The sequence below is a fragment of the Ferdinandcohnia sp. Marseille-Q9671 genome, assembly GCF_976954385.1.
This window is the reverse complement of record NZ_CDRJTA010000002.1, coordinates 137,476-156,848: the sequence shown is the minus strand read 5'-3', so window position 1 is coordinate 156,848 and position 19,373 is coordinate 137,476. Positions and strand designations below refer to the sequence as shown.

The window sequence follows — 19,373 nt, the reverse complement described above, 5'->3', positions numbered from 1 at the left end:
TGGTCGTTTTTCTTCATACCCATCTTAACATATGTTGGGAAAAAGAAAATATGTTGTAAATAACACATTATATATTTTATGTCACTTCAAAGACCCCTTTGATTCACTCAAAGGGGTCTACTTATTAATTTTTATTTAAAAATCAATACCTTTCCAACTGTACCATCATCACTCTGTCCAACAACTCGGAATTTCAGTCCGTATTCTGGGACGTTACGTCCTGCGTCGACATGTCCTGCATTTGTGTAGTCGGCACTGTCATTAAATAAAGGTGTACGTTGTGAAAAGTTATCTTTCATTGTAACTCCTAGTAAGTCAGTATAATCTAACAACATCTTTTCCGACTTATCTAGGCTAAACGCAGCATCATGGACTTGATAACGAGAAGATGCTACAGCTTTATCACTCCAATACAGAGTATGTTGATCAGCATCCACAACCCCAAGGAAGCCATCACCAGGATGTACACCTGTCCAGTTGTTATCATAGCTTTCATCTACATACCATACAACTAAGCCTGGGTCATAGGACATTAAACTCGCTCCACGGCGAATATGAGCAAGTCCTTCATCCACACCATTGTGGGATCTCCACTCTAATAAATAGTAGTGATTAGTAGTGTATTTACCGTCATGCTTTTCAAAACCATCTAATGTAAATTTCGGTTCACCTTCTGCGCCGTCAGAGAATACTTCTGTGCCATCTGCTGTTACCTTTACATTATCTGCAAAGAATCCATCAAGGTTTGTCGCCCAGTCTGTCATTGAACGGAATTGAATTTGAATTTCTTGACCAGCATATGCACTTAAATCTATTGTTTCATGAACCCAGCCATCACTTGAACCTGTGTAGCCTGGTAGGTTTTCCAAAATTTCTGGGTAGCCATCAGGGTCAAGCGTACTTGTTGTTCTATTACTTGAAAGGGACTCCCAAGTTTCTGCACCATCGGTTGATACCTGAACCATAGCATAATCCCAATCTTGTTCGATGTTATACCAAGCATCAAAATCAAGAGTTGCATTTGTTGCATTGGTTAAGTCAACTGTTGTTACCATTTTATGATCTGCTTCATCACCTTTACCACCGTAGTACTCATATGATCCTTCAGCAGGGGTATTTAATACATTTAGCTTTCCTGGCAAATCAATACGCACCGCATCATTGTTCGTGCCCTTTGTTACTCCCTCATCGAGGAGTACAGTCGTACCATCACTTGTTATTTCGTCAGCATTTAACGCTGTTCCGCTTAACCAGTTACCGCCATGCCAAGCTTGAAGCTTTTCCTTTGCATATGGACTCATACCTGGTGGCTCCGTCCCTCCAATGTCTCCAGCCCAACTTCCGCTTGCCATTACAGACCAATAAGCAACAGCTTCCCCTGATCCACTATAAACCGTGTCATATTCATCTGGAAGACCCAAATCATGTCCAAATTCATGGATGAATACACCTGCAGCTCCATCTTCAGGTTCAATTGTGTAATCATAGGCACCTAAGAGACCACCAAAACGATCACTATCAGATTTCCCACCTGGTACTGCAGTTAATTGGCCTAGGTTCCAACGATGGGACCAAATCGCATCTCCTCCAAGAGAACCACCACCAGCTTCTTCACCTACTCCTGCGTGGATAACCATGAGGTGGTCAATAATACCATCTGGCTCATTAAAAACACCATCGCCATCGTAGTCATCACGGTCCCAAACATCGTACTCGCTTAAATTAACATTGGGGTCCTGACCAGCCTTTTTCAGTGCTTCATAGACTAACGTACGTGGTCGAGAATCTGATCCATCTGGAGTCGGATAATTCCCACCATAATAAGCAGCAGGATGATCTGCCGTGTACCAGCCAGCTACAGTTCCAGCAACTGTATAGCTTCCGCCTGATTGTTGTTCATAATATTGCTTCATAGAGATAAAGTTTTCGCCATTCGGCCCTTCATAGCCATTCTCACCAAAGATCATATTTTGGAAATGTTCATCGGTGTAATCCTCATACCACATATCCGTTTCTTCTTTAGTAATCGAACTTTTTTCATAGTCCGGAAAATCGATAGCAAGGACTAAAACCTTGTCACTACGTACCTCACCGTCATAACCTTCTTCTTTAACTGAATCAACCTTATTTTTCTTAGCTTGTCCAAGCTTGTTACCATTGCCGTTCTTCAAGCCATTGTCACCTGACTTTTCGGAAGATTTAAGATTTGCATCAAGTCCTTTCGGTAGCTTGTCCTTTGTTTGACCAGTGTTGGCTGCCTTTGCCTTCAAAAACTTACCCAAGGCTTTTTCTGCTTCTGCCGGCGAAGCATCTTTGGCTATTTTTCCGTTCTTCTTCAGCATTTCAATAAGTCGTTCGTCATTTGCAATTCCAAGATCAACTGGTGAACCTTGCGAAGCTAATTTTGAGGATAAATCTGATGCGTTAGCATTGGGTGATATTGCTGGACCTGCTAATAGTCCAACACTTAAAGATAAAGCTAGTGCTGTGGTAAAAATTTTTTGTTTCTTCAATTTCAATTCCCTCCTAGTAATTGTTTATTTAATCCGTACCTTTTCCGCCTAAATAGTAAGTTATCTAGACCCCTCACATTTTCGGACTAGCCAGCTTACTTACTGTATCAAGAACTTTAGAAAAAATTTGTAGAAATTCTATATGCAGAATATTTTTCTTTCGCTATTTTCATTGTTGAATCACCTTCAGCCGACAACATCCTTCGGTTTATGAAGTTTTTAATATAATAAACTGTCGAGATTTATAGAAATAAAAAAACAGGCCTAGTTCTCCAGGCCTGTTTCGTGTTATTTTACTGCTTTCCCTTGTACAGTTCGGGCAACTGAAATTAACTCTTCTTGTGTTAATTCATCAGACGCTACCATAAACTCTACTCCATTGTGTGTCCAAGTTAGTGCTTTATCTGAAAGAATCCCAACTGTGAATCCTAGGTCGACAGGTTCACCACTAACTGAAATTGTCGTACCAACCTCTGCAACACGGGCTCTTTCTTGGATTAAAGTGAAGTTTTTATCTCCACCAAATGTCATAATTACGCGTGTGCCATTCTCTGTTTCGATTTCTTTTTCTTCTACTAACTCAGCTCCAGCAACTGCATCCTCTGCAGGGTAAAGAACTTGTAACGGCTCCTTGTTAGCCTCACCCATTACAGGGATTTCGTCTATTTGTGCAGATGACATGTTTTTCTCAACATCAAATGCTGATTTATCGAAGCTTGCATCAAATTCTACTTTAGAGAATTCAACTAGTAAAAGCACTTTGCGATCAGGGTCCATTACCTTTACAGACAATGGTGACAAGTTCTTTTTATCAAATGTAATTTCTTGTGTTGGCAGCATATTATTATTTTTGTAATTCGTTTTTGTTTCAAAAACATAATGGTCCTTCGTTGCCGTGAATTTCGCCTCAGGATCCTCTTTTACATCATGAACCAAAGACTCAAAGAGATATGCCTGGCTACTATTTTCTGGCCATTCACTTTGGAAACGGAAGCTCTTGTTAAGAGCAGGCGTAAGCACAAACACACCCTCATCATTACGTAAAATCATCTGACTTTGGTCTTTTTCTGCGTTCTTAAGGTTAACGCGATAAAAAGTAGGTTCCTTATGCCAGATTTCCACTTCATACACCTGTGGATCATTGCCAGTTTGAAGCGTCATCTTTGCATCTGCTTTATAGCCTGTCATTTTTTGCACCTTTTCATCTAACGCACTAACCACATCTTCCTGTGATTTCTCTCCACAAGCAGCGAGAACAAGGGCAATGAGTAGCCCTAATAACAACAATGATACTTTTTTCTTCATTTCCTCTTCAACCCCTTTGCCTCTTATCGACTATGGTCGAGACAAAGTGTATGATACGATGAACAGTATAAAACACACCTTGGCGTATTGTACCAGATTGAAGATCTGAAACATTCGCCAGAGGCTTTACTTCATTCATTGGAGTTTGACCCTTCGTTGAATGAAAGTAAAAGGAATCTTTCCGTGCATATAAGGACCCCCACATTTTGAGCTTTATACATTTCTTCTGGTTTACCTACCGAAGCAGTAACCGGATTAAATAAAGCTGTTCACCATACTCGTACACCTTGTCTCACCTACCGCACTAAAAATATATGAGGCAAAGTTGCGTAATATGCAGACTAGCTTGACAAGCTTTCAAGAATTACTTGTGCAATTGCATATTCCCTACTATGTGAAATAGATAAATGGGCCTTATGATTCATAGGTTTTGTGAGTATTGGCTTCCCATTTTCATCTGATAAAACTTCAATATCTAAAAAACGTAACCCCTCACCAATCCCTGTCCCAACTGCCTTTGAATAAGCTTCCTTCACTGCAAAGCGGCCCGCGAGAAATTCAATTTGACGAGACCCTGAAAGTTTATAAAATTTTTCTTTTTCTTTCGGAGTCAAAATTCGGTCAACAAACTTTTTTTGCCTGTGAAGAATTTTTTTAATCCTTTCAAGCTCAACAATGTCTATACCTGTTCCAATTATCATTTTAGAATCCCTTCTTCTATAAATAAACTTACTAACATATGATTGTACAAACATTTAATCTTCGCAACTTCTCAAGTAGTAACTTTAGTTAGTGTTACAATCTCACTCGTTATTGAGAAACAGGAAGTTAGCTTGCCTTTGGAGAATATAGTAAGATAAGTAAACAACTAAAAGGAGAGTAAAGATGTTTATACGGACTGAAAACTTTCGTCAATTTTTACGATTATATCCTATTATATCAATAATAATCGGGATACATATTTTTCTTTGGCTTTTGATACTATTACCTTTACCCTTCGGTACAACCCTTTTACAACATATGATTGGTTTCAATTATTTAATCTCTGAGGGAGAGTACTGGAGACTAGTTACACCAATTTTTGTCCATAGTGGATTTGGACATATGCTATTTAACTCCTTCTCACTTGTCTTATTTGGTCCTGCTTTAGAAAAGATGTTAGGGAGAACTAAATTTATTCTTGCTTATCTGATCACAGGAGTACTTGCAAACCTTGCAACCTTCTACATTGAGCCACTCCAATTTGCTCACGTCGGTTCTTCGGGTGCTATCTTTGGATTGTTTGGTATTTACCTGTATATGGTCGTATTCCGTAAAGATTTAATTAATCATATGAATTCACAGCTTATCGTCACTATCCTAGTGATTGGTCTAGTCATGACGTTCATAAACACAAACGTTAATATAGTTGCCCATATATTTGGGTTCCTGGCAGGCGCTGCAGTAGCACCACTTGTATTACCCAAATCGTCTAGTCAATCACTTATTATTACAGCCGGTGATTCCTCATATCGACCGCGAATGAGAATTCCAAGAGAGTTTTCACTCAAACATGTATTCTGGATTATCATCATTATTTTAGTGCTTATAGGAATTTTCCTATAAAAGAAAGGAGCAAAGTTTATAGACTTTAGCTCCTTTTTACTATTCAATCGATATATCCTTGCCTATTTGGTTCTTACGTTTTCTATACCATTCCCATATTTTCCAGCAATCAGCGTCATTCAAATCTTTAACTTGAAAATTCTTGCCACCTATGGTGGATTTAATAAAGGTTTGAACCGACCTAAGTTCTGCTTTCCTTTGAAAAGCTGATTGTTTCATATCCAGGGATTGAATACGTTTTTTGTGTTGAAGGACCGTTATTTTACTAAAAAAACGAAACTGTAAGGTTAACTGGTTATCTTCAATCCTCCAACCCGCTACTTTGTATCGACTATAGCCAAAATACAGTCCTAGTGGTAAAAGAAGAAGGCCAAGGTAACCCCAAGAACTAAAAACATAAGACAACATAACAATTCCTGGAACAAGTGCTAGATAAGGTAGCATCCCCCTTATCATATATCTCCACTTTGCTTTTGTTGGTACATAATTTTCAATCTCCTGCATCTGATAATCAGGCACAAAATGCTGTAATAAGTTATTGATGACAGCTTTTTTCACCAATGGAAAAAGAACAGTTGAAAAGTCTTCCCCTTTATCCAGTGAACCTCCAGCACTCTCAATGTACACCGTGGCAAATCCTAACGGTTGTCTGATTAGATTTTCCCCGATTCGAATCGCTTGGATACGACTTAGAGGTATCGTTGATTGTCTTTTTTCAATAAGACCCCGTGAAATGATGAGCTCGTCTTCTCGTTTTACAACTGTAAAATTTGCATACCGTAGTGTCATTATCAAAATTCCAACAAACCAAGCAATCAATAAGAACACAGCCACAAGTACAGCGATATAAACTAATACAGACAAACTAACATATTTTTCTACGGTATCATATAATTTTTCAAAAGGTAAATACTCAGCAAATTGGCTCAGAAAGGCCAATACGCCGGAAATAACAATACCAATTCCACCTGAGGTTGATGCAAGAACCAATAGCTCTTTCGAGGTTATCTGGTAGGTGGGCCTTGTTTGCTCTGTCTCTATTTCTTCTTGCTGCTGTTTATTTTTTGAGCCTGATAAAATTTCACGTAATTGACTGGCCTCTTCTTCTTTAATAGCTGATAGAACAGCCTCTGCCTGCATTCCCCCGCCAGCAGTTTCCACCTGAAGCTTTACCAACCCAAATATACGTTGAATGATACCAGCTGAAACGTCTATAGTTTGAATTCGTTCAATTGGAATATACCGCTTTTTTCGGATGAGAACACCATATTCAATTCGCAATTCTCCATTTTCAATTCGATAGGTGTACTTATACCAGTGTAAAATACCAAATACAAGCAATAAGATAATAACGACAGATGCCCCCAATAGATAATACTTATCGTAAACATCTGAGTCTCCAGGTCCCACAAAAAAAAGAAAAATAAATGGCAGTATCATTTCCTTCAATGTTTTGAGGAAATTTAGAAAACCCGCTACCGGATGCAGTCTACGTGGTTCAGATATCATCTTCATCCACCCTCGCTAACCTTGAAATTGAATCACGCAGTTGATCTGCTTCCTCTAAATCAAGAGCAGGTATTTCATGAACAGTTGCTGCTGTTGAAATAGTAACAGTTGCTAAATGGTGCTTTCGAAGCAATGGACCCTGCTGTGTGTCAACATGTTGCACTCGATTCATCGGGATAATCGTTCTTTTAACTATAAAAACGCCACGTTGAAGATCGATTTCATGTTCATGTACCTCATATCTCCATCGCTTCCACTTTAGCTTCGGCAAAATAAATATAGATAGAATTGACTCAATAATTGAAAGGGCGATTAATATCCCGAAAATCCAAAACACCCAATCAAAAATAATCGTGAGGACCAAGACTGCGATTGTTATTACCCAACCGATCATGGATGATATAATTGCTGCCGTTTTCCAGACTGTTAAGGCGCGTTCGCTTATTCGATTCTTTGGTATGTCTCTCATAAAATAGCTAACCTCTCTCCCACACCCGCATAGTAATTTTTTCCTTATTCATCCTACCAGTATAATGGATTTTGTCGATAACTGGAATTGTATATTTTTAGTTCGCAAAAAAAAAACAGTGCAGAGCTGCACTGTTTTTCGGATTTACTGTTCATTTTTTCGGAAGTTTCCACGACGATTGCTACTTGAAGAAGGACGGTTTCCGCCTGAACCTTGACGTCCACCTGTTCCACGTCCACGATCACGGTCACGTCCACCTTTATAACGTCCACGATCACGTCCGCCTCGATCTCCTCCACGATTATCTCTACTGCTCTTTGAACGAACAGGTGCTTCCTCAGTTAATTTGACCGGTGTTGCGTCTGGCTCTTTCGTCATTAACTTGATCGCAGCTGCCACAACAGATACAGAATCATGCTCCTCTAAAAGCTCTTCAGCAATACGAGTGTAATAAGAAAGGTTATTAGCCTCAATTGTTGAAACGATTTTTTCCATCGTCATTTTTTGCTGACCTTCTAAAGCCTCATCTAATGTTGGTGGCTTCATTTTGTCCATTTTGCGTTTAGTTGTATTTTCAACATTTTTAAGTTGACCAATTTCACGCGGTGTAACAAAGGTCATAGCCATACCATGTTTACCTGCACGACCTGTACGGCCGATTCGATGTACATAGCTTTCTGGGTCTTGCGGAATATCGAAATTGTACACGTGAGTCACACCAGAAATATCTAATCCACGTGCAGCAACGTCTGTTGCAACTAATACTTCGATTGAACCTTCTTTAAATTTACGTAAGACAGATATACGTTTTGCCTGACTTAGGTCACCATGAATACCTTCTGCTGCATAACCTCTTAGAGTCAATGCTTCTGAAAGTTCGTCTACACGACGCTTTGTACGTCCGAAAATAATAGCTAATTCAGGTGATTGAATATCTAATAGACGAGTTAACACATCAAACTTTTTCTTTTCTTGTACCTCTAGGTAGTATTGTTGGATGTTCGGTACAGTTACTTCTTTGGTCTTTACTTTAACAACTTGAGGATCGCGCATAAAACGCTCAGCGATTCGTTGGATCGGTCCTGGCATTGTTGCTGAGAAAAGTAATGTTTGTCTTTCATCAGGTATTCCCTTTAAGATTGCCTCAATGTCCTCAATAAAGCCCATGTTTAACATTTCATCCGCTTCATCTAATACCACTGTTTTTACATTCTGAAGCTTTAGAGTTTTACGGTTGATATGGTCAATAACACGACCCGGTGTACCAACAATAATATGTGGGTACTTTTTAAGCGAGCGAATTTGACGAGAAATATCTTGCCCACCGTAGATTGGTAAAATACGGATGCGATTAAAGTGTCCTATTTTATTGAGTTCTTCCGAAACCTGGATTGCAAGCTCACGCGTTGGCGCAATAACAATCCCTTGAATATTATCGTTTTTTACATCAATATTTTCAATAAGAGGTATTCCAAATGCTGCTGTTTTTCCTGTTCCTGTTTGGGCTTGACCAATTACGTCATTCCCTTTAAGTGCTAATGGAATCGTTTGAGCTTGGATTGGAGTTGCTTCTTCAAACCCCATCTTGCTAATCGATTTCATTAAATCCTGACTAATCCCTAATTCATTAAATGTTGCCAATTTTTTCATACTCCTTTTGCTAATCTATTTGTACAATGACAAATTGACTATTTAGACGGGAAATCTGTATAGACACTGGGCTTACGCCTCGAAAAATCGTTTAAGCTGGATACAAATGTCTGTATCATGATCACAAAACCTACACATGAAGATAGATGTGATAGGTAGGCATCTGCCTAGTATATATAGTAGACCAGAATCAAATTCTGCTTAAAAAAAGGACATTTTCCGTGAAATTACGGAAGTAATGCCCTCAGGGTTCACGTCCAAAAAGTTAATAAAAGGGCGTCTTCCACATGTATAACATACTATGCCCTTTTTAACACTGTAGTTGTTATCTTACCACTACCACTTACGAAATGCAATAAAGTGAAAATTCACTTACCAGTGATCTTAGTAAAAGACATGGTTTTGTAAGTATGATCTTACATTGCACTGGTTATACGACACTCATTTTAAAAGCCCTAAGTACAAGGACATAACACCAGTCAATACGTAGTAATAAGTCAATCTGTCAATCTACAGTTAGTATAGACATTCTCTTTGTGATTCATGTAAAAATGAATCAACCTCGTTAATAAGTTTTTCTTGGTCCTCGCCATAACAGACATGGTGCTTTGCACATGGCAATAAAACCAGTTCTTTTTCTGAAGATCCAATTACGTTATAGAGGTAATGCGCACTTTTTACCGGAACGATTCCATCGCATTCCCCTTGAACAATTAAGGTTGGGGTATGTATTTGGTGAAGCTGGGGTCGAATTTTCTTCACTAATTTTCGAAATTCAATAGTCGCAGATAGCGGTGTGTCTACTATTTTCTTTTTATATCGTAAAAATAACTCATTTTGGTTCAGCGTTCTTCCTAGACCTTCACGAATCATTCCCTTCACATCAGCTACTAGCTGCTTGGGATTAATATAATAGGCTGCCGCACTGAGTAAGACTAATTTTTGAACTGGATAACGAGTTGCCAGATATCCGGCAATAAGCCCCCCCATCGAAAAACCAATTACATATACCTTCTCACATGTATCGAGGAGTGAAACTAATTCCTTCTCCGCATAAGAAATCCATTCTGAATGACGAACCCCTTTTAAATGAAGGGTCTCCCCGTGCCCAGGTAAAGTAGGCGTTTTTACAATCCAATCAGTTTTAGTACGGATATACTCTGCTAGTGGTTCTACCTCATATGGAGCCCCAGTAAATCCATGTATGAATAGACAGCCAATCACGAAAAAACTCCCCTTTATGACAAAAATGAAATAATCGTAATATTTTTGTAACATTTCTCGTTTTCAAACGTACTAATTAATAAGAACTATTTTAGGAGGTATATTAATGGACAGGCTTTTCAACGAAAACTCAAAAGACTTTATCAAAGAACTCTTCTCATACTCCTTAGGTATCCTACTAACTATCTTACTTATCCTGCCATTAATTAACTAGAAAAAAGCTCTCCAACTGGCGAGCTTTTTTCTTTGGATTACTTTTTAAAGGCATTTATAACATCTTCTAGTTTCATACCTCTTGAGCCTTTTACTAGAAGGATATCTTCTTCAGATAAAATGGTTTTTAACTTCTCAATTAATTGTGATTTGTCTTGATATGCATATACCCGTTCGTTTGGAAACTTCTGTTGTGCTCCTATAGCTATATGCTCACCTAAAGCACCAAAGGTGAACACATAATCAACCTTTTCTGGTTCAATAAAACGTCCAACTTCCTGATGGTACTCATTTTCATTTTCACCAAGCTCTAGCATATCCCCTAACACAACGAATTTTTTACCGTTCGTTTGCAAATCATGTACTAAGCTTATTGCAGCTTTCATTGATAATGGACTTGCATTGTAAGCATCATTAATTAATTTAATTCCATTTATTCCTTCAATTAACTCTAGTCTCATATTTGTGATTTTAATTTGTTTTAAACCACTTTCAATCTGATCCCATGTTAAATGAAAATATTGTGCTACCGAAATGGCAGCCATGGCATTATTCACGTTATGCTTTCCTAGTACAGGAACATAGAGTTGTTTATCTGCCTGAGCATTTATTGAAAAATGGGTACCTTCGTTTTCCTGTTTGATAACTAGTGGATAAAGGTCATTTTGCTTAGATTCTCCAAATGTAACAGTAGATATTTCCATATTCTTTACGCGTTCCGTTAATAAAGGTTCATCACCGTGGTAAATCAATAAACCATCTTGCGCCAATCCATCAACAATTTCAAGCTTTGCTTCTGCAATTCCTTCGCGAGAGCCGAGATCAAGCATATGAGATTCCCCAATATTCGTGATTACCGCTACATCGGGACGGCCTAGTAGAGTAAGAAATTCAATCTCTCCACGTGCACTCATTCCCATTTCAAGTACGGCTACTTCTGTATCTTCTTTCAGCCTTAATATTGTAAGCGGTAAACCGATATGGTTGTTCAGGTTCCCTTCTGTTTTTTGAACTCGCATCTTAGTTGATAAAACAGCTGTCACCATATCCTTTGTTGTTGTCTTTCCATTACTACCTGTGATTCCAACTACTTTAACCGATAGCTCATCACGATAACTCTTCGAAAGAGTTTGAAGTGCTTCTAATGTGTCTTTTACAAATATAACGGGTATCTCTTTTGGTGGATTCGGTTGGTCACTTCCCCAAAGAACAGCAGCTGCACCGTTCGTAATTGCTGCATCAACAAATTTGTGCCCATTGAATGTGTCACCTATGATCGGTATGTACAAATTTCCGGGCTTAATTGTTCTTGTATCGATGGAAACACCTTCAATAACAACGTCTTGATAGCGTTGTTCTAATCTTTCACCTTTTGCCATTCTTTCAATTTGATGTAGAGTTTTTTTTATCACAGGATTCTCTCCTTTTATCGTTATTCACGAAGAAACACTATTCAAAGTAGAATAGTGTTTCTAGTTGTCTGCCTATCAGAAGCGCCTTGGCGTATTTATGCCCAGAATTCTTTTGGACCACACAAGGTGGGTCACAAAGACGTTGCCACAGGGTGGTTCTTAGTCTTTGATACTTTGCTGAAAAGCTTCCACTAAAAAATCTAGGCACCCGCCGGAGGCTTTAACTTTATTCACGGAATTTATATCCTCACTGATTTTTCACATTCATCTCCCCACATATAGAAGTGGGGATTTTGCTAAAAAAAGTTAAATCGTATATTTGATACTTTGTTTTTCTGCATGGCGCTCAAGTGCTAGCTGTACCAATCTTTCAATTAATTCCGGATAGCTAACGCCTGCCTCCTGCCAAAGTAACGGGAACATACTAAACGGCGTAAAACCTGGCATCGTATTCACTTCGTTAATGATTACTTTGTCTTCTTTCGTTAAGAAGAAGTCCGCTCTTACTAGACCAGAACAATCGAGTGCTTTAAATGCTTTGATTGCCTCTGTTTTTACTGTTTCGTATTGTTCATCGGTAATGTCAGCTGGAATAATTAACGCTGTATCCCCGTCTTCGTATTTTGCTTTATAATCATAAAAATCTTTTTTCGGAACGATTTCCCCAACAACCGAGCAACTTGGGTTGTCATTTCCAAGTACGCCTATCTCGATTTCTCGACCAATAATGGCCTCTTCAATAATAACTTTGCGATCAAACATGAATGCTTCTTCAAATGCCTTTTCAAGACTTTCACGATCAGTAGCCTTGCTAATCCCAACACTTGACCCAAGGTTTGCTGGCTTCACAAAACAAGGATATCCTAATTCCTCTTCGACCTTCGTATACGCTACTTCAGGATTTTGCTTCCACTCGCTACGCACATATGAAACATAGTTAGCTTGTAACAATCCTGCTTGACCGAAAATGTTTTTCATAATAACTTTATCCATACCTGCAGAAGATGCTAGCACTCCATTTCCTACATACGGAATATTCACTAGTTCAAGCAAACCTTGAACCGTTCCATCCTCACCATTTGGTCCGTGTAGCAATGGAAACACAACATCGATTGCTTCATGAGCTTCTGATTGTTGTGCTGGAAATAACGCAGCATTTAAGGAAACGGGTGATACAGGTGTTCCTTCTTCCTTAAGGACCAACTTCTTCACATCATCCACTGGACCTGTAAGTTGATTTCCACGAATCCATTCACCTTGTTCCGATATATAAATAGGATGTATATCATATTTTGAATGATCTAATGCTTTTATAACAGCTAATGCAGTTTGTAAAGAAACCTTATGCTCAGCTGATTTCCCTCCGTATAGTAAGCCTAATTTCACTTTCATAAGCTTCCTCCTAAAAAGTCAATATACCCTTTATTTTAACATTAACACGCTTTTATATTATATAACATTTACATAACATTTCTATAAATTATTACATGAGTCTAGAAATGTGTCTGTCTAGGCTCATTCTTGTCAATGGAATTGTTTTTTTGCGGAGCTGGTTACCTGTATGGGAGGGAATTGCGCCGTTCCTTAGCATAATTGCACCTTCACTCATCATGAATTGATCCGTCGCAGCATGGAATTGTACTCTTATTCTATAATTGCGCCTTGAGAAGGATTAATTGCACATTACGAACCTTTTTCGTCAATTTTTGACAATATCTAAAAGGGTATCCAACTCACCAATAATCACAAAAAACCTTGACGCAACGCACACCGTCAAGGTTTATACTCTTATTTATTTTAATGCACTGCACTTTGGCCCAGTGTATATACATGTTCTTGTTGAATCATCTTTTGGATTTCGAGTGATTTAATATGGTGACCATCCATTTCGAGGATCCTAAATTCATAGTTTCCATAAGGAATTTTGTCACCCGGATGGACATCAAGTTGTTCAGTTAGAATCCAACCACTTATAGTATCAACATCCGTATCGTCAATCTGTAATCCAAATATATCATTTACTTCGCCAATTAGTACTTTTCCATCAACAATAGTTGTTGTTTCGTTTATCTTTTGAATTGCCGGCTTTTCGTCGATATCAAATTCATCTCGGATTTCACCAACAATTTCTTCAAGGATATCTTCAACGGTAACCAACCCTGATGTTCCGCCATACTCATCTATTAAAATCGCCATGTGAACACGTTCTCGTTGCATTTTTGCTAATAGATCTTGAATTGGGATTGATTCAATCACATGGATAATAGTTCTTGTATAATCTTCGAGTGACTTTTCATTTGTACCAGTTCCTGTTACATAATCAGTAAGCACTTCTTTTAGGTTGATCAATCCAATAATATGGTCCTTATCCCCATCAACAACTGGGTAACGTGTGTATTTTTCACTCGTCATTGTTTCTAAAATTTCTTGGACTGACTTTTCCTTATCAAGAGCGATGATTTCTGTACGTGGAACCATTATTTCTTTTGCAACACGATCGTCAAATTCAAAGATTTTATTCACATACTTATATTCAGATTGGTTGATTTCACCACTTTTATAGCTTTCGGATAAAATTAGGCGCAATTCTTCTTCCGTATGGGCAATATCGTGTTCTGAAATTCGCTTAAAACCGAACATTCCAGTCAATAAGCGCGCCGAACCATTTAATAGCCAAATGAACGGATACATTAATCTATAGAAAAAGATTAATGGTCTGGCAAAAAACAATGTAATTCTTTCTGCCTTTTGAATGGCAATTGTTTTTGGTGCGAGTTCCCCAACCACCACATGTAAAAAAGTAATGATGAGAAATGCTAACGTTATAGATAATCCAGTTGAAAATGAAGCTGGTATATTCAACATACCGAATAATGGATGTAGTAAACTCTCAAAGGTAGATTCTCCAAGAAAACCAAGCCCAAGAGCAGTTACTGTAATACCTAACTGGCAGGCAGATAGATATTCATCCAGGTTTGAGACGACAGTCTTAGCAGCAAGTGCGCTTTTATTCCCTTCTTGTACGAGCTGGTCAATACGAGTACTTCTAATCTTTACAATCGCAAACTCAGACGCCACAAAAAAGGCAGTTAACGCAATCAAAATTGCAACCATGACCAAATTAAATATCTCCAAATAGTTTCCTTACATCGTACGAAACGAGTAAGGATTCCACCTCCTAAACAGGTAAGTTAGTTTTTTCCATTTCCTTAAAGAAATGTTATTTATACAACGTATTTATGACAATGATGTTTTATTCTTTAAGTTTCACAATTGTGTGAATATTTTCGTTTTACATATGCAATCCTATTTTTAAAATTGAAAGTCTCGGCAAAGGCCACCACTTTTAGCTCTAGACAATTTAGGCCCAGATACGCCAGGACTCTTTTTAATTTACGGAAACATAATCATGATTAATTTAGCAAGTGCCATGCTTTGTGAAGACATTTTGCTCATAACAGATTTTTGTTGTTCTTCTGGAAGAGATGCAAGCATTGGCTTTATTTCCTTTAATTCGGTTTCTAAATACTCCATTCTCTTGGAAAGAGCTTGTGTATATTTCATAACCTTATCTTGTTCTACACGATTTGTTTTAAATAACTCGACCTTTTCCTTAATTTCCATTAAGGGAAAATTTAACTCCTTGTATTGAGAAACGAGATGAAGAGTTTCAACTGCTTCCTCACCATAGAACCGATAGTTAGAGTCTGAGCGTTCAGGAGTTAAGATACCTAGTTTCGTATAGTAATCAATGGTACGCTTTGATACATTTGTTTCCTTTGCTAATTCTCCTATACGGTATAACTTCCCAACGACTTCACCCCTTCTATTAAACTTCTACTCTCTTATTATATGTTTAAAAAACCATACAGTCAAACGTTACGGTTTTTCTGTATGGTTCATCCTTATTTCTGTTTCTTTGGTTGGATATCGGTTGTTTTTATGCTAAAAAGACCGCCCTGTAGATGGGCAATTGGCAATTCCTTATTTCTTCTTCTAAGAACTTTTGCAGCTTGCTTGCTTCTTACTCCTGTTTGACAATATAAAATGACATCTTTATCAGTTGGAATATCAACTTTCTTTCGTCTGATTTGAGATAAAGGAAAATTTATGGCTCCTTTTATGTGCTTTGTTTGAAATTCATACGGATTACGTACATCCACTAGCACAACATTGTCTGGTTTCTTCATTCGTTCCTTAAACTCAGATTCCGATAAATGCTCTAGATTTTTTACAGGTCTAAAGGAATCAATTATCATAATTACTAAAAGTATCCCCAATCCGATTTGTAAGATTGTAATTATATCCATTTTTCGACATCCTTCTACTTCAGTATTACACCTATTATAAAGCATACCTCTACATAAAATCGAGGGATGTTACCCAACGGTGTGACATTCATGCCTTTTTGCGATAGAGTATACATATTACGTATTTGTTCTTGCGTGTAAAAGAGGGATGTAACCCTTATTAAAGATGATAAGTCATGGGTGGAAACTCGCTTCAGGTTTCTAAATACAGGGAGTCTAGGCGCATTTAAATAGGATTGGAGAAATTACTAAATTGGGACAGGCTTCGAAACGATTTTTTGCTGGAATAGTATTTGTTGTCTATTTACTGTTCCTTTTATATTGGATGTTTTTTGCATTTTCCCGTACAAAAAGTGAGGAATTTCGGTATAACATTACCCCTTTTTCTACAATCAAGAATTATTTTACATATTACGACCATTTTCCTATATTCATTTGGCTAATCAACATTGCTGGTAATGTAGGTGTTTTTATACCATTTGGGATTGTGCTTCCCGTGCTTTTCCCAAAACTATCGAATTTCTTTTTATTTATTATTGGATTTGTCCTCGGCATTTTTTCACTTGAAGTCCTTCAACTCTTTAGCAAATTAGGAAGCTTTGATGTCGATGATATTATTCTTAACACAATTGGTGCGATTATTGGGTTCATCCTGTACAAAGCAAGAATAAATAAACGGTCCAATAAAAAAAGGAAAAAAAAGAGATGAGATCCAATACCTTTACGGTTATGTGATCTCATCTTCTTTTTTATCTCGCTACTGATGAAGCCATTCTTATGTAGGTATGGCGTTTCCCCCGAATTGCGATTGAATATGCCATAATATTTTCGGGAATTGCAATGCCATGATAGCCCGCATCACCGATATGGCAAATATCAGCACCTGCCATTTTATTTGTTAATGCAATCTGGCGTATCGTCGCTTCATCTGCACCCTCTTGGCTAGTACCGATTGTTAGCATAACTAACGCTCCTTTTGAATGGACAAACCGCACATGCTTTTCTGTTGTTTCTAGCGTAATTCCTGGTACTGTTCCTGGTGAGGGCATCAAAATAACGTCTGCACCTGCTCCAACAAAACTTTCTAGTGCGGCCTCGGTAATAATTCCGCTTCCAGATTCGTTCGCAACACCCGCACCGTGCATTTTACCTGCTATGATAAGGCCCTCGTTTCCAAAGACCTCACGTGCTTTCTTAATGGCAACAACGATTTCTTCATTGGTTACCCCAGTTTTCGGATTTCCCGTTAAGCATACAAAATCAAACCCTAATTTTTTAGCTTCCCGTAACGATTCCTCTGTAGCCAATCGTCCCTTTGGGAGCTGGTTCAGTGTTTCAAGCTGTTGTGCATTAGGGTCGACAGGCTCTAGATTCAACCCAATCGGTCTGCCTGTAAGCTCTTTTAGCTTTTCGACAATAGATTCTCCCTCTGCTGGTTGATATCCCTCAACAAACGGAGAAAAAACATCAAAATAGTTAAAGATTAGTAAATCTGCACCAAAGGCCGATGCCATTTCTGCGTTTGTTACACTTGGATACATAGGCTGGAATGAACCAATTACCTCTGATAAAATGACTCTACCTTCCGAAGCCTTGATTGATTGCTTTAAATCCTGTCCGTTCATTTTTTTAAAATCTGAAGCTGTACAATCTAATAAGCGTTTCATGATGACCTCCAGGCATTTATTATATCCGAGCCATTTCAACTTTATATTTATACCGGTCGGCTCGGTAATAGGATTTTACAAATTCCAATGGTGTATTGTTCTCGATATATGTAATTTGCTGAATAAAGAGTACAGGGTCACCAGCCTTAATGCCTAAGGCCGATGCTTCTAACTTTCGTGCCACAGTTGCTTCAAGTTCCTGAATCCCTGATTCAATATGTAGACCTATTTCTACCTCCACATATTGATAAATGGAATGCTCAGCCACTTCCCTTTTTAGACCAGGTACCAGGTCTACTGAAATGTACGTTTCCTCAAAGGCAATCGGCCGTTGATCTGCAAGTCGCAGCCTGTTTATCTGGTATACCTTTGCCCCTTCTTCTACTCTTAACTTTGATGCAGTTAAAGGGTCGGCTTCAATGATTGTAAAGTCGAGTACTTCTGTACCAGGTTCAAGCCCTCTTGATCGCATATCTTCAGAGAAGCTCGTTAACCCCTTCACACTTTTCTCAAACTTTTTCATCGCAACAAACGTGCCTTTTCCTCGTTCTCTTAACAAAAAACCGTCATTCACAAGATTATTAATGGCTTGACGTACCGTCATCCTACTAATTTGATACTTCTGGGCAAACTCTCTTTCAGACGGAATCATATCACCGGGCTTAAGCTCGTTTTTTTCTATTTGCTCTCTTATCGTCTGTTCAAGTTGAAAATAAATAGGTACTGGTGAACTCTTTTTTATCAAGGTCAAAGCTCCTCTTTTTCTCTTCATCCAACAAAGAAAGTGCCTCCTCGTCTGCAATAATGGTTACGTCTGGATGGCTCTTTAATACAGTTGCCGGAATATCTTCAGTTTTTTCTTCATTCAACACTTTTGCAAGGATTTCTGCTTTTGTTTTTCCCGAAACTAGCAAAAGAACTTTTTTGCTATTCATGATTGTCTGAATCCCCATGGTAATTGCATGTGTAGGAACCTCTTCAAGGCTATTGAAAAAGCGCTTATTTGCTAGGCGCGTGGACTCCTCTAGTTCAACGACATGAGTTACAGAATGGAATGGTGTCCCCGGTTCATTAAACCCAATGTGGCCATTTACCCCAATTCCTAGCAACTGAAGATCAACGCCACCTAGATCAGCGATTGTGCTTTCAAATTCCTTGGAAACTTCCTCATAGTCCTTTGCCAATCCATTAGGAATATGGATATTATCCTTTTCAATGTTAATATGAGAAAAAAGATTCTCCATCATGAAATGATGATAACTATTCGGATGACTGGCATCTATTCCTAGATACTCGTCCAAATTGACAGTATGGATTTTTTCGTATGAAGTGTTGTTTTTGCGGTAGTCCTCTATCAATTCCTTATATGTTCCAACCACTGTCCCTCCTGTCGCAAGACCTAGAACTGAGTCTGGTTTTTGCTGAACTTGGTGAGAGATCATAGCTGCTGCCATTTGACTCATCTCATCATAGTTTTTAACCGTTATTACCTTCAT

Annotated in this window: 17 protein-coding genes; 2 read left to right on the top strand and 15 right to left on the bottom strand. The window is 38.3% G+C overall.

Translation table 11 applies throughout. From position 1 onward, the window contains the following. Positions 1 to 131: 131 nt before the first annotated feature. From ACWNMY_RS12430 to acpS, 3 genes are all read right to left on the bottom strand, one after another. Positions 132 to 2,513 (bottom strand): immune inhibitor A domain-containing protein, encoded by a 2,382-nt coding sequence (locus ACWNMY_RS12430; protein ID WP_449538591.1) that lies wholly within the window; start codon positions 2,511 to 2,513, stop codon positions 132 to 134. 288 nt (positions 2,514 to 2,801) lie between these two features. Continuing rightward, complete coding sequence (locus ACWNMY_RS12425) at positions 2,802 to 3,818, bottom strand: LolA family protein (RefSeq protein WP_449538590.1); 1,017 nt, start codon at positions 3,816 to 3,818, stop codon at positions 2,802 to 2,804. Positions 3,819 to 4,159: 341 nt separating this feature from the next. Beyond that, positions 4,160 to 4,519 carry a holo-ACP synthase gene (gene acpS, locus ACWNMY_RS12420; protein ID WP_449538589.1) on the bottom strand — a complete coding sequence of 120 codons (360 nt, stop codon included), beginning with the start codon at positions 4,517 to 4,519 and terminating at the stop codon, positions 4,160 to 4,162. Positions 4,520 to 4,703: 184 nt separating this feature from the next. On the opposite strand from acpS, the gene ACWNMY_RS12415 reads away from it, so the two are divergent. Next, positions 4,704 to 5,423: a rhomboid family intramembrane serine protease gene (locus ACWNMY_RS12415; protein WP_449538588.1), complete on the top strand. Its 720-nt coding sequence runs from the start codon at positions 4,704 to 4,706 to the stop codon at positions 5,421 to 5,423. Between the two features lie 39 nt (positions 5,424 to 5,462). Here ACWNMY_RS12415 and ACWNMY_RS12410 read toward each other — a convergent pair whose 3' ends face one another. The 9 genes from ACWNMY_RS12410 to ACWNMY_RS12370 all read right to left on the bottom strand — a co-directional run bounded on the left by ACWNMY_RS12410 (position 5,463) and on the right by ACWNMY_RS12370 (position 16,210). Continuing rightward, on the bottom strand, positions 5,463 to 6,932 hold the full coding sequence (locus tag ACWNMY_RS12410; protein WP_449538587.1) for a PH domain-containing protein: 1,470 nt from the start codon (positions 6,930 to 6,932) through the stop codon (positions 5,463 to 5,465). Continuing rightward, positions 6,922 to 7,401 carry a PH domain-containing protein gene (locus ACWNMY_RS12405; RefSeq protein ID WP_449538586.1) on the bottom strand — a complete coding sequence of 160 codons (480 nt, stop codon included), beginning with the start codon at positions 7,399 to 7,401 and terminating at the stop codon, positions 6,922 to 6,924. Before ACWNMY_RS12405 ends, ACWNMY_RS12410 begins: the two co-directional genes overlap by 11 nt. Before the next feature lie 144 nt (positions 7,402 to 7,545). Continuing rightward, entirely contained in the window at positions 7,546 to 9,051 is a 1,506-nt protein-coding gene (locus ACWNMY_RS12400) for a DEAD/DEAH box helicase (RefSeq protein ID WP_449538585.1), read from the bottom strand. A gap of 516 nt (positions 9,052 to 9,567) precedes the next feature. Then, positions 9,568 to 10,275, bottom strand: a complete 708-nt coding sequence (locus ACWNMY_RS12395; RefSeq protein ID WP_449538584.1) for an alpha/beta hydrolase — start codon at positions 10,273 to 10,275, stop codon at positions 9,568 to 9,570. A 251-nt stretch (positions 10,276 to 10,526) separates the two neighbouring features. Continuing rightward, positions 10,527 to 11,900: a UDP-N-acetylmuramoyl-tripeptide--D-alanyl-D-alanine ligase gene (locus tag ACWNMY_RS12390; RefSeq protein WP_449538583.1), complete on the bottom strand. Its 1,374-nt coding sequence runs from the start codon at positions 11,898 to 11,900 to the stop codon at positions 10,527 to 10,529. A 306-nt stretch (positions 11,901 to 12,206) separates the two neighbouring features. Beyond that, positions 12,207 to 13,292: a D-alanine--D-alanine ligase gene (locus tag ACWNMY_RS12385; protein ID WP_449538582.1), complete on the bottom strand. Its 1,086-nt coding sequence runs from the start codon at positions 13,290 to 13,292 to the stop codon at positions 12,207 to 12,209. Positions 13,293 to 13,697: 405 nt separating this feature from the next. Continuing rightward, complete coding sequence (locus ACWNMY_RS12380) at positions 13,698 to 15,014, bottom strand: hemolysin family protein (RefSeq protein ID WP_449538581.1); 1,317 nt, start codon at positions 15,012 to 15,014, stop codon at positions 13,698 to 13,700. Between the two features lie 279 nt (positions 15,015 to 15,293). Continuing rightward, the gene (locus tag ACWNMY_RS12375; RefSeq protein ID WP_449538635.1) at positions 15,294 to 15,695 is read right to left on the bottom strand and encodes a MerR family transcriptional regulator; all 402 of its coding nucleotides are present in this window, start codon (positions 15,693 to 15,695) and stop codon (positions 15,294 to 15,296) included. A 110-nt stretch (positions 15,696 to 15,805) separates the two neighbouring features. Beyond that, the gene (locus ACWNMY_RS12370; RefSeq protein ID WP_449538580.1) at positions 15,806 to 16,210 is read right to left on the bottom strand and encodes a rhodanese-like domain-containing protein; all 405 of its coding nucleotides are present in this window, start codon (positions 16,208 to 16,210) and stop codon (positions 15,806 to 15,808) included. Between the two features lie 253 nt (positions 16,211 to 16,463). On the opposite strand from ACWNMY_RS12370, the gene ACWNMY_RS12365 reads away from it, so the two are divergent. Continuing rightward, a complete protein-coding gene (locus tag ACWNMY_RS12365) occupies positions 16,464 to 16,919 on the top strand; it encodes a VanZ family protein (protein WP_449538579.1) in 456 nt (151 codons plus the stop codon). A gap of 40 nt (positions 16,920 to 16,959) precedes the next feature. Here the strand turns inward: ACWNMY_RS12365 and ACWNMY_RS12360 are convergent, their stop codons facing one another. Genes ACWNMY_RS12360 through nagB form a run of 3 tightly spaced genes read right to left on the bottom strand, consistent with a single transcriptional unit; the run spans position 16,960 to position 19,373 of the window. Beyond that, positions 16,960 to 17,877 (bottom strand): DUF7916 family protein, encoded by a 918-nt coding sequence (locus ACWNMY_RS12360; RefSeq protein WP_449538578.1) that lies wholly within the window; start codon positions 17,875 to 17,877, stop codon positions 16,960 to 16,962. A gap of 19 nt (positions 17,878 to 17,896) precedes the next feature. Then, entirely contained in the window at positions 17,897 to 18,622 is a 726-nt protein-coding gene (locus ACWNMY_RS12355; RefSeq protein ID WP_449538577.1) for a GntR family transcriptional regulator, read from the bottom strand. Further along, entirely contained in the window at positions 18,579 to 19,373 is a 795-nt protein-coding gene (gene nagB, locus ACWNMY_RS12350; RefSeq protein ID WP_449538576.1) for a glucosamine-6-phosphate deaminase, read from the bottom strand. The genes ACWNMY_RS12355 and nagB overlap by 44 nt, the downstream gene beginning before the upstream one ends.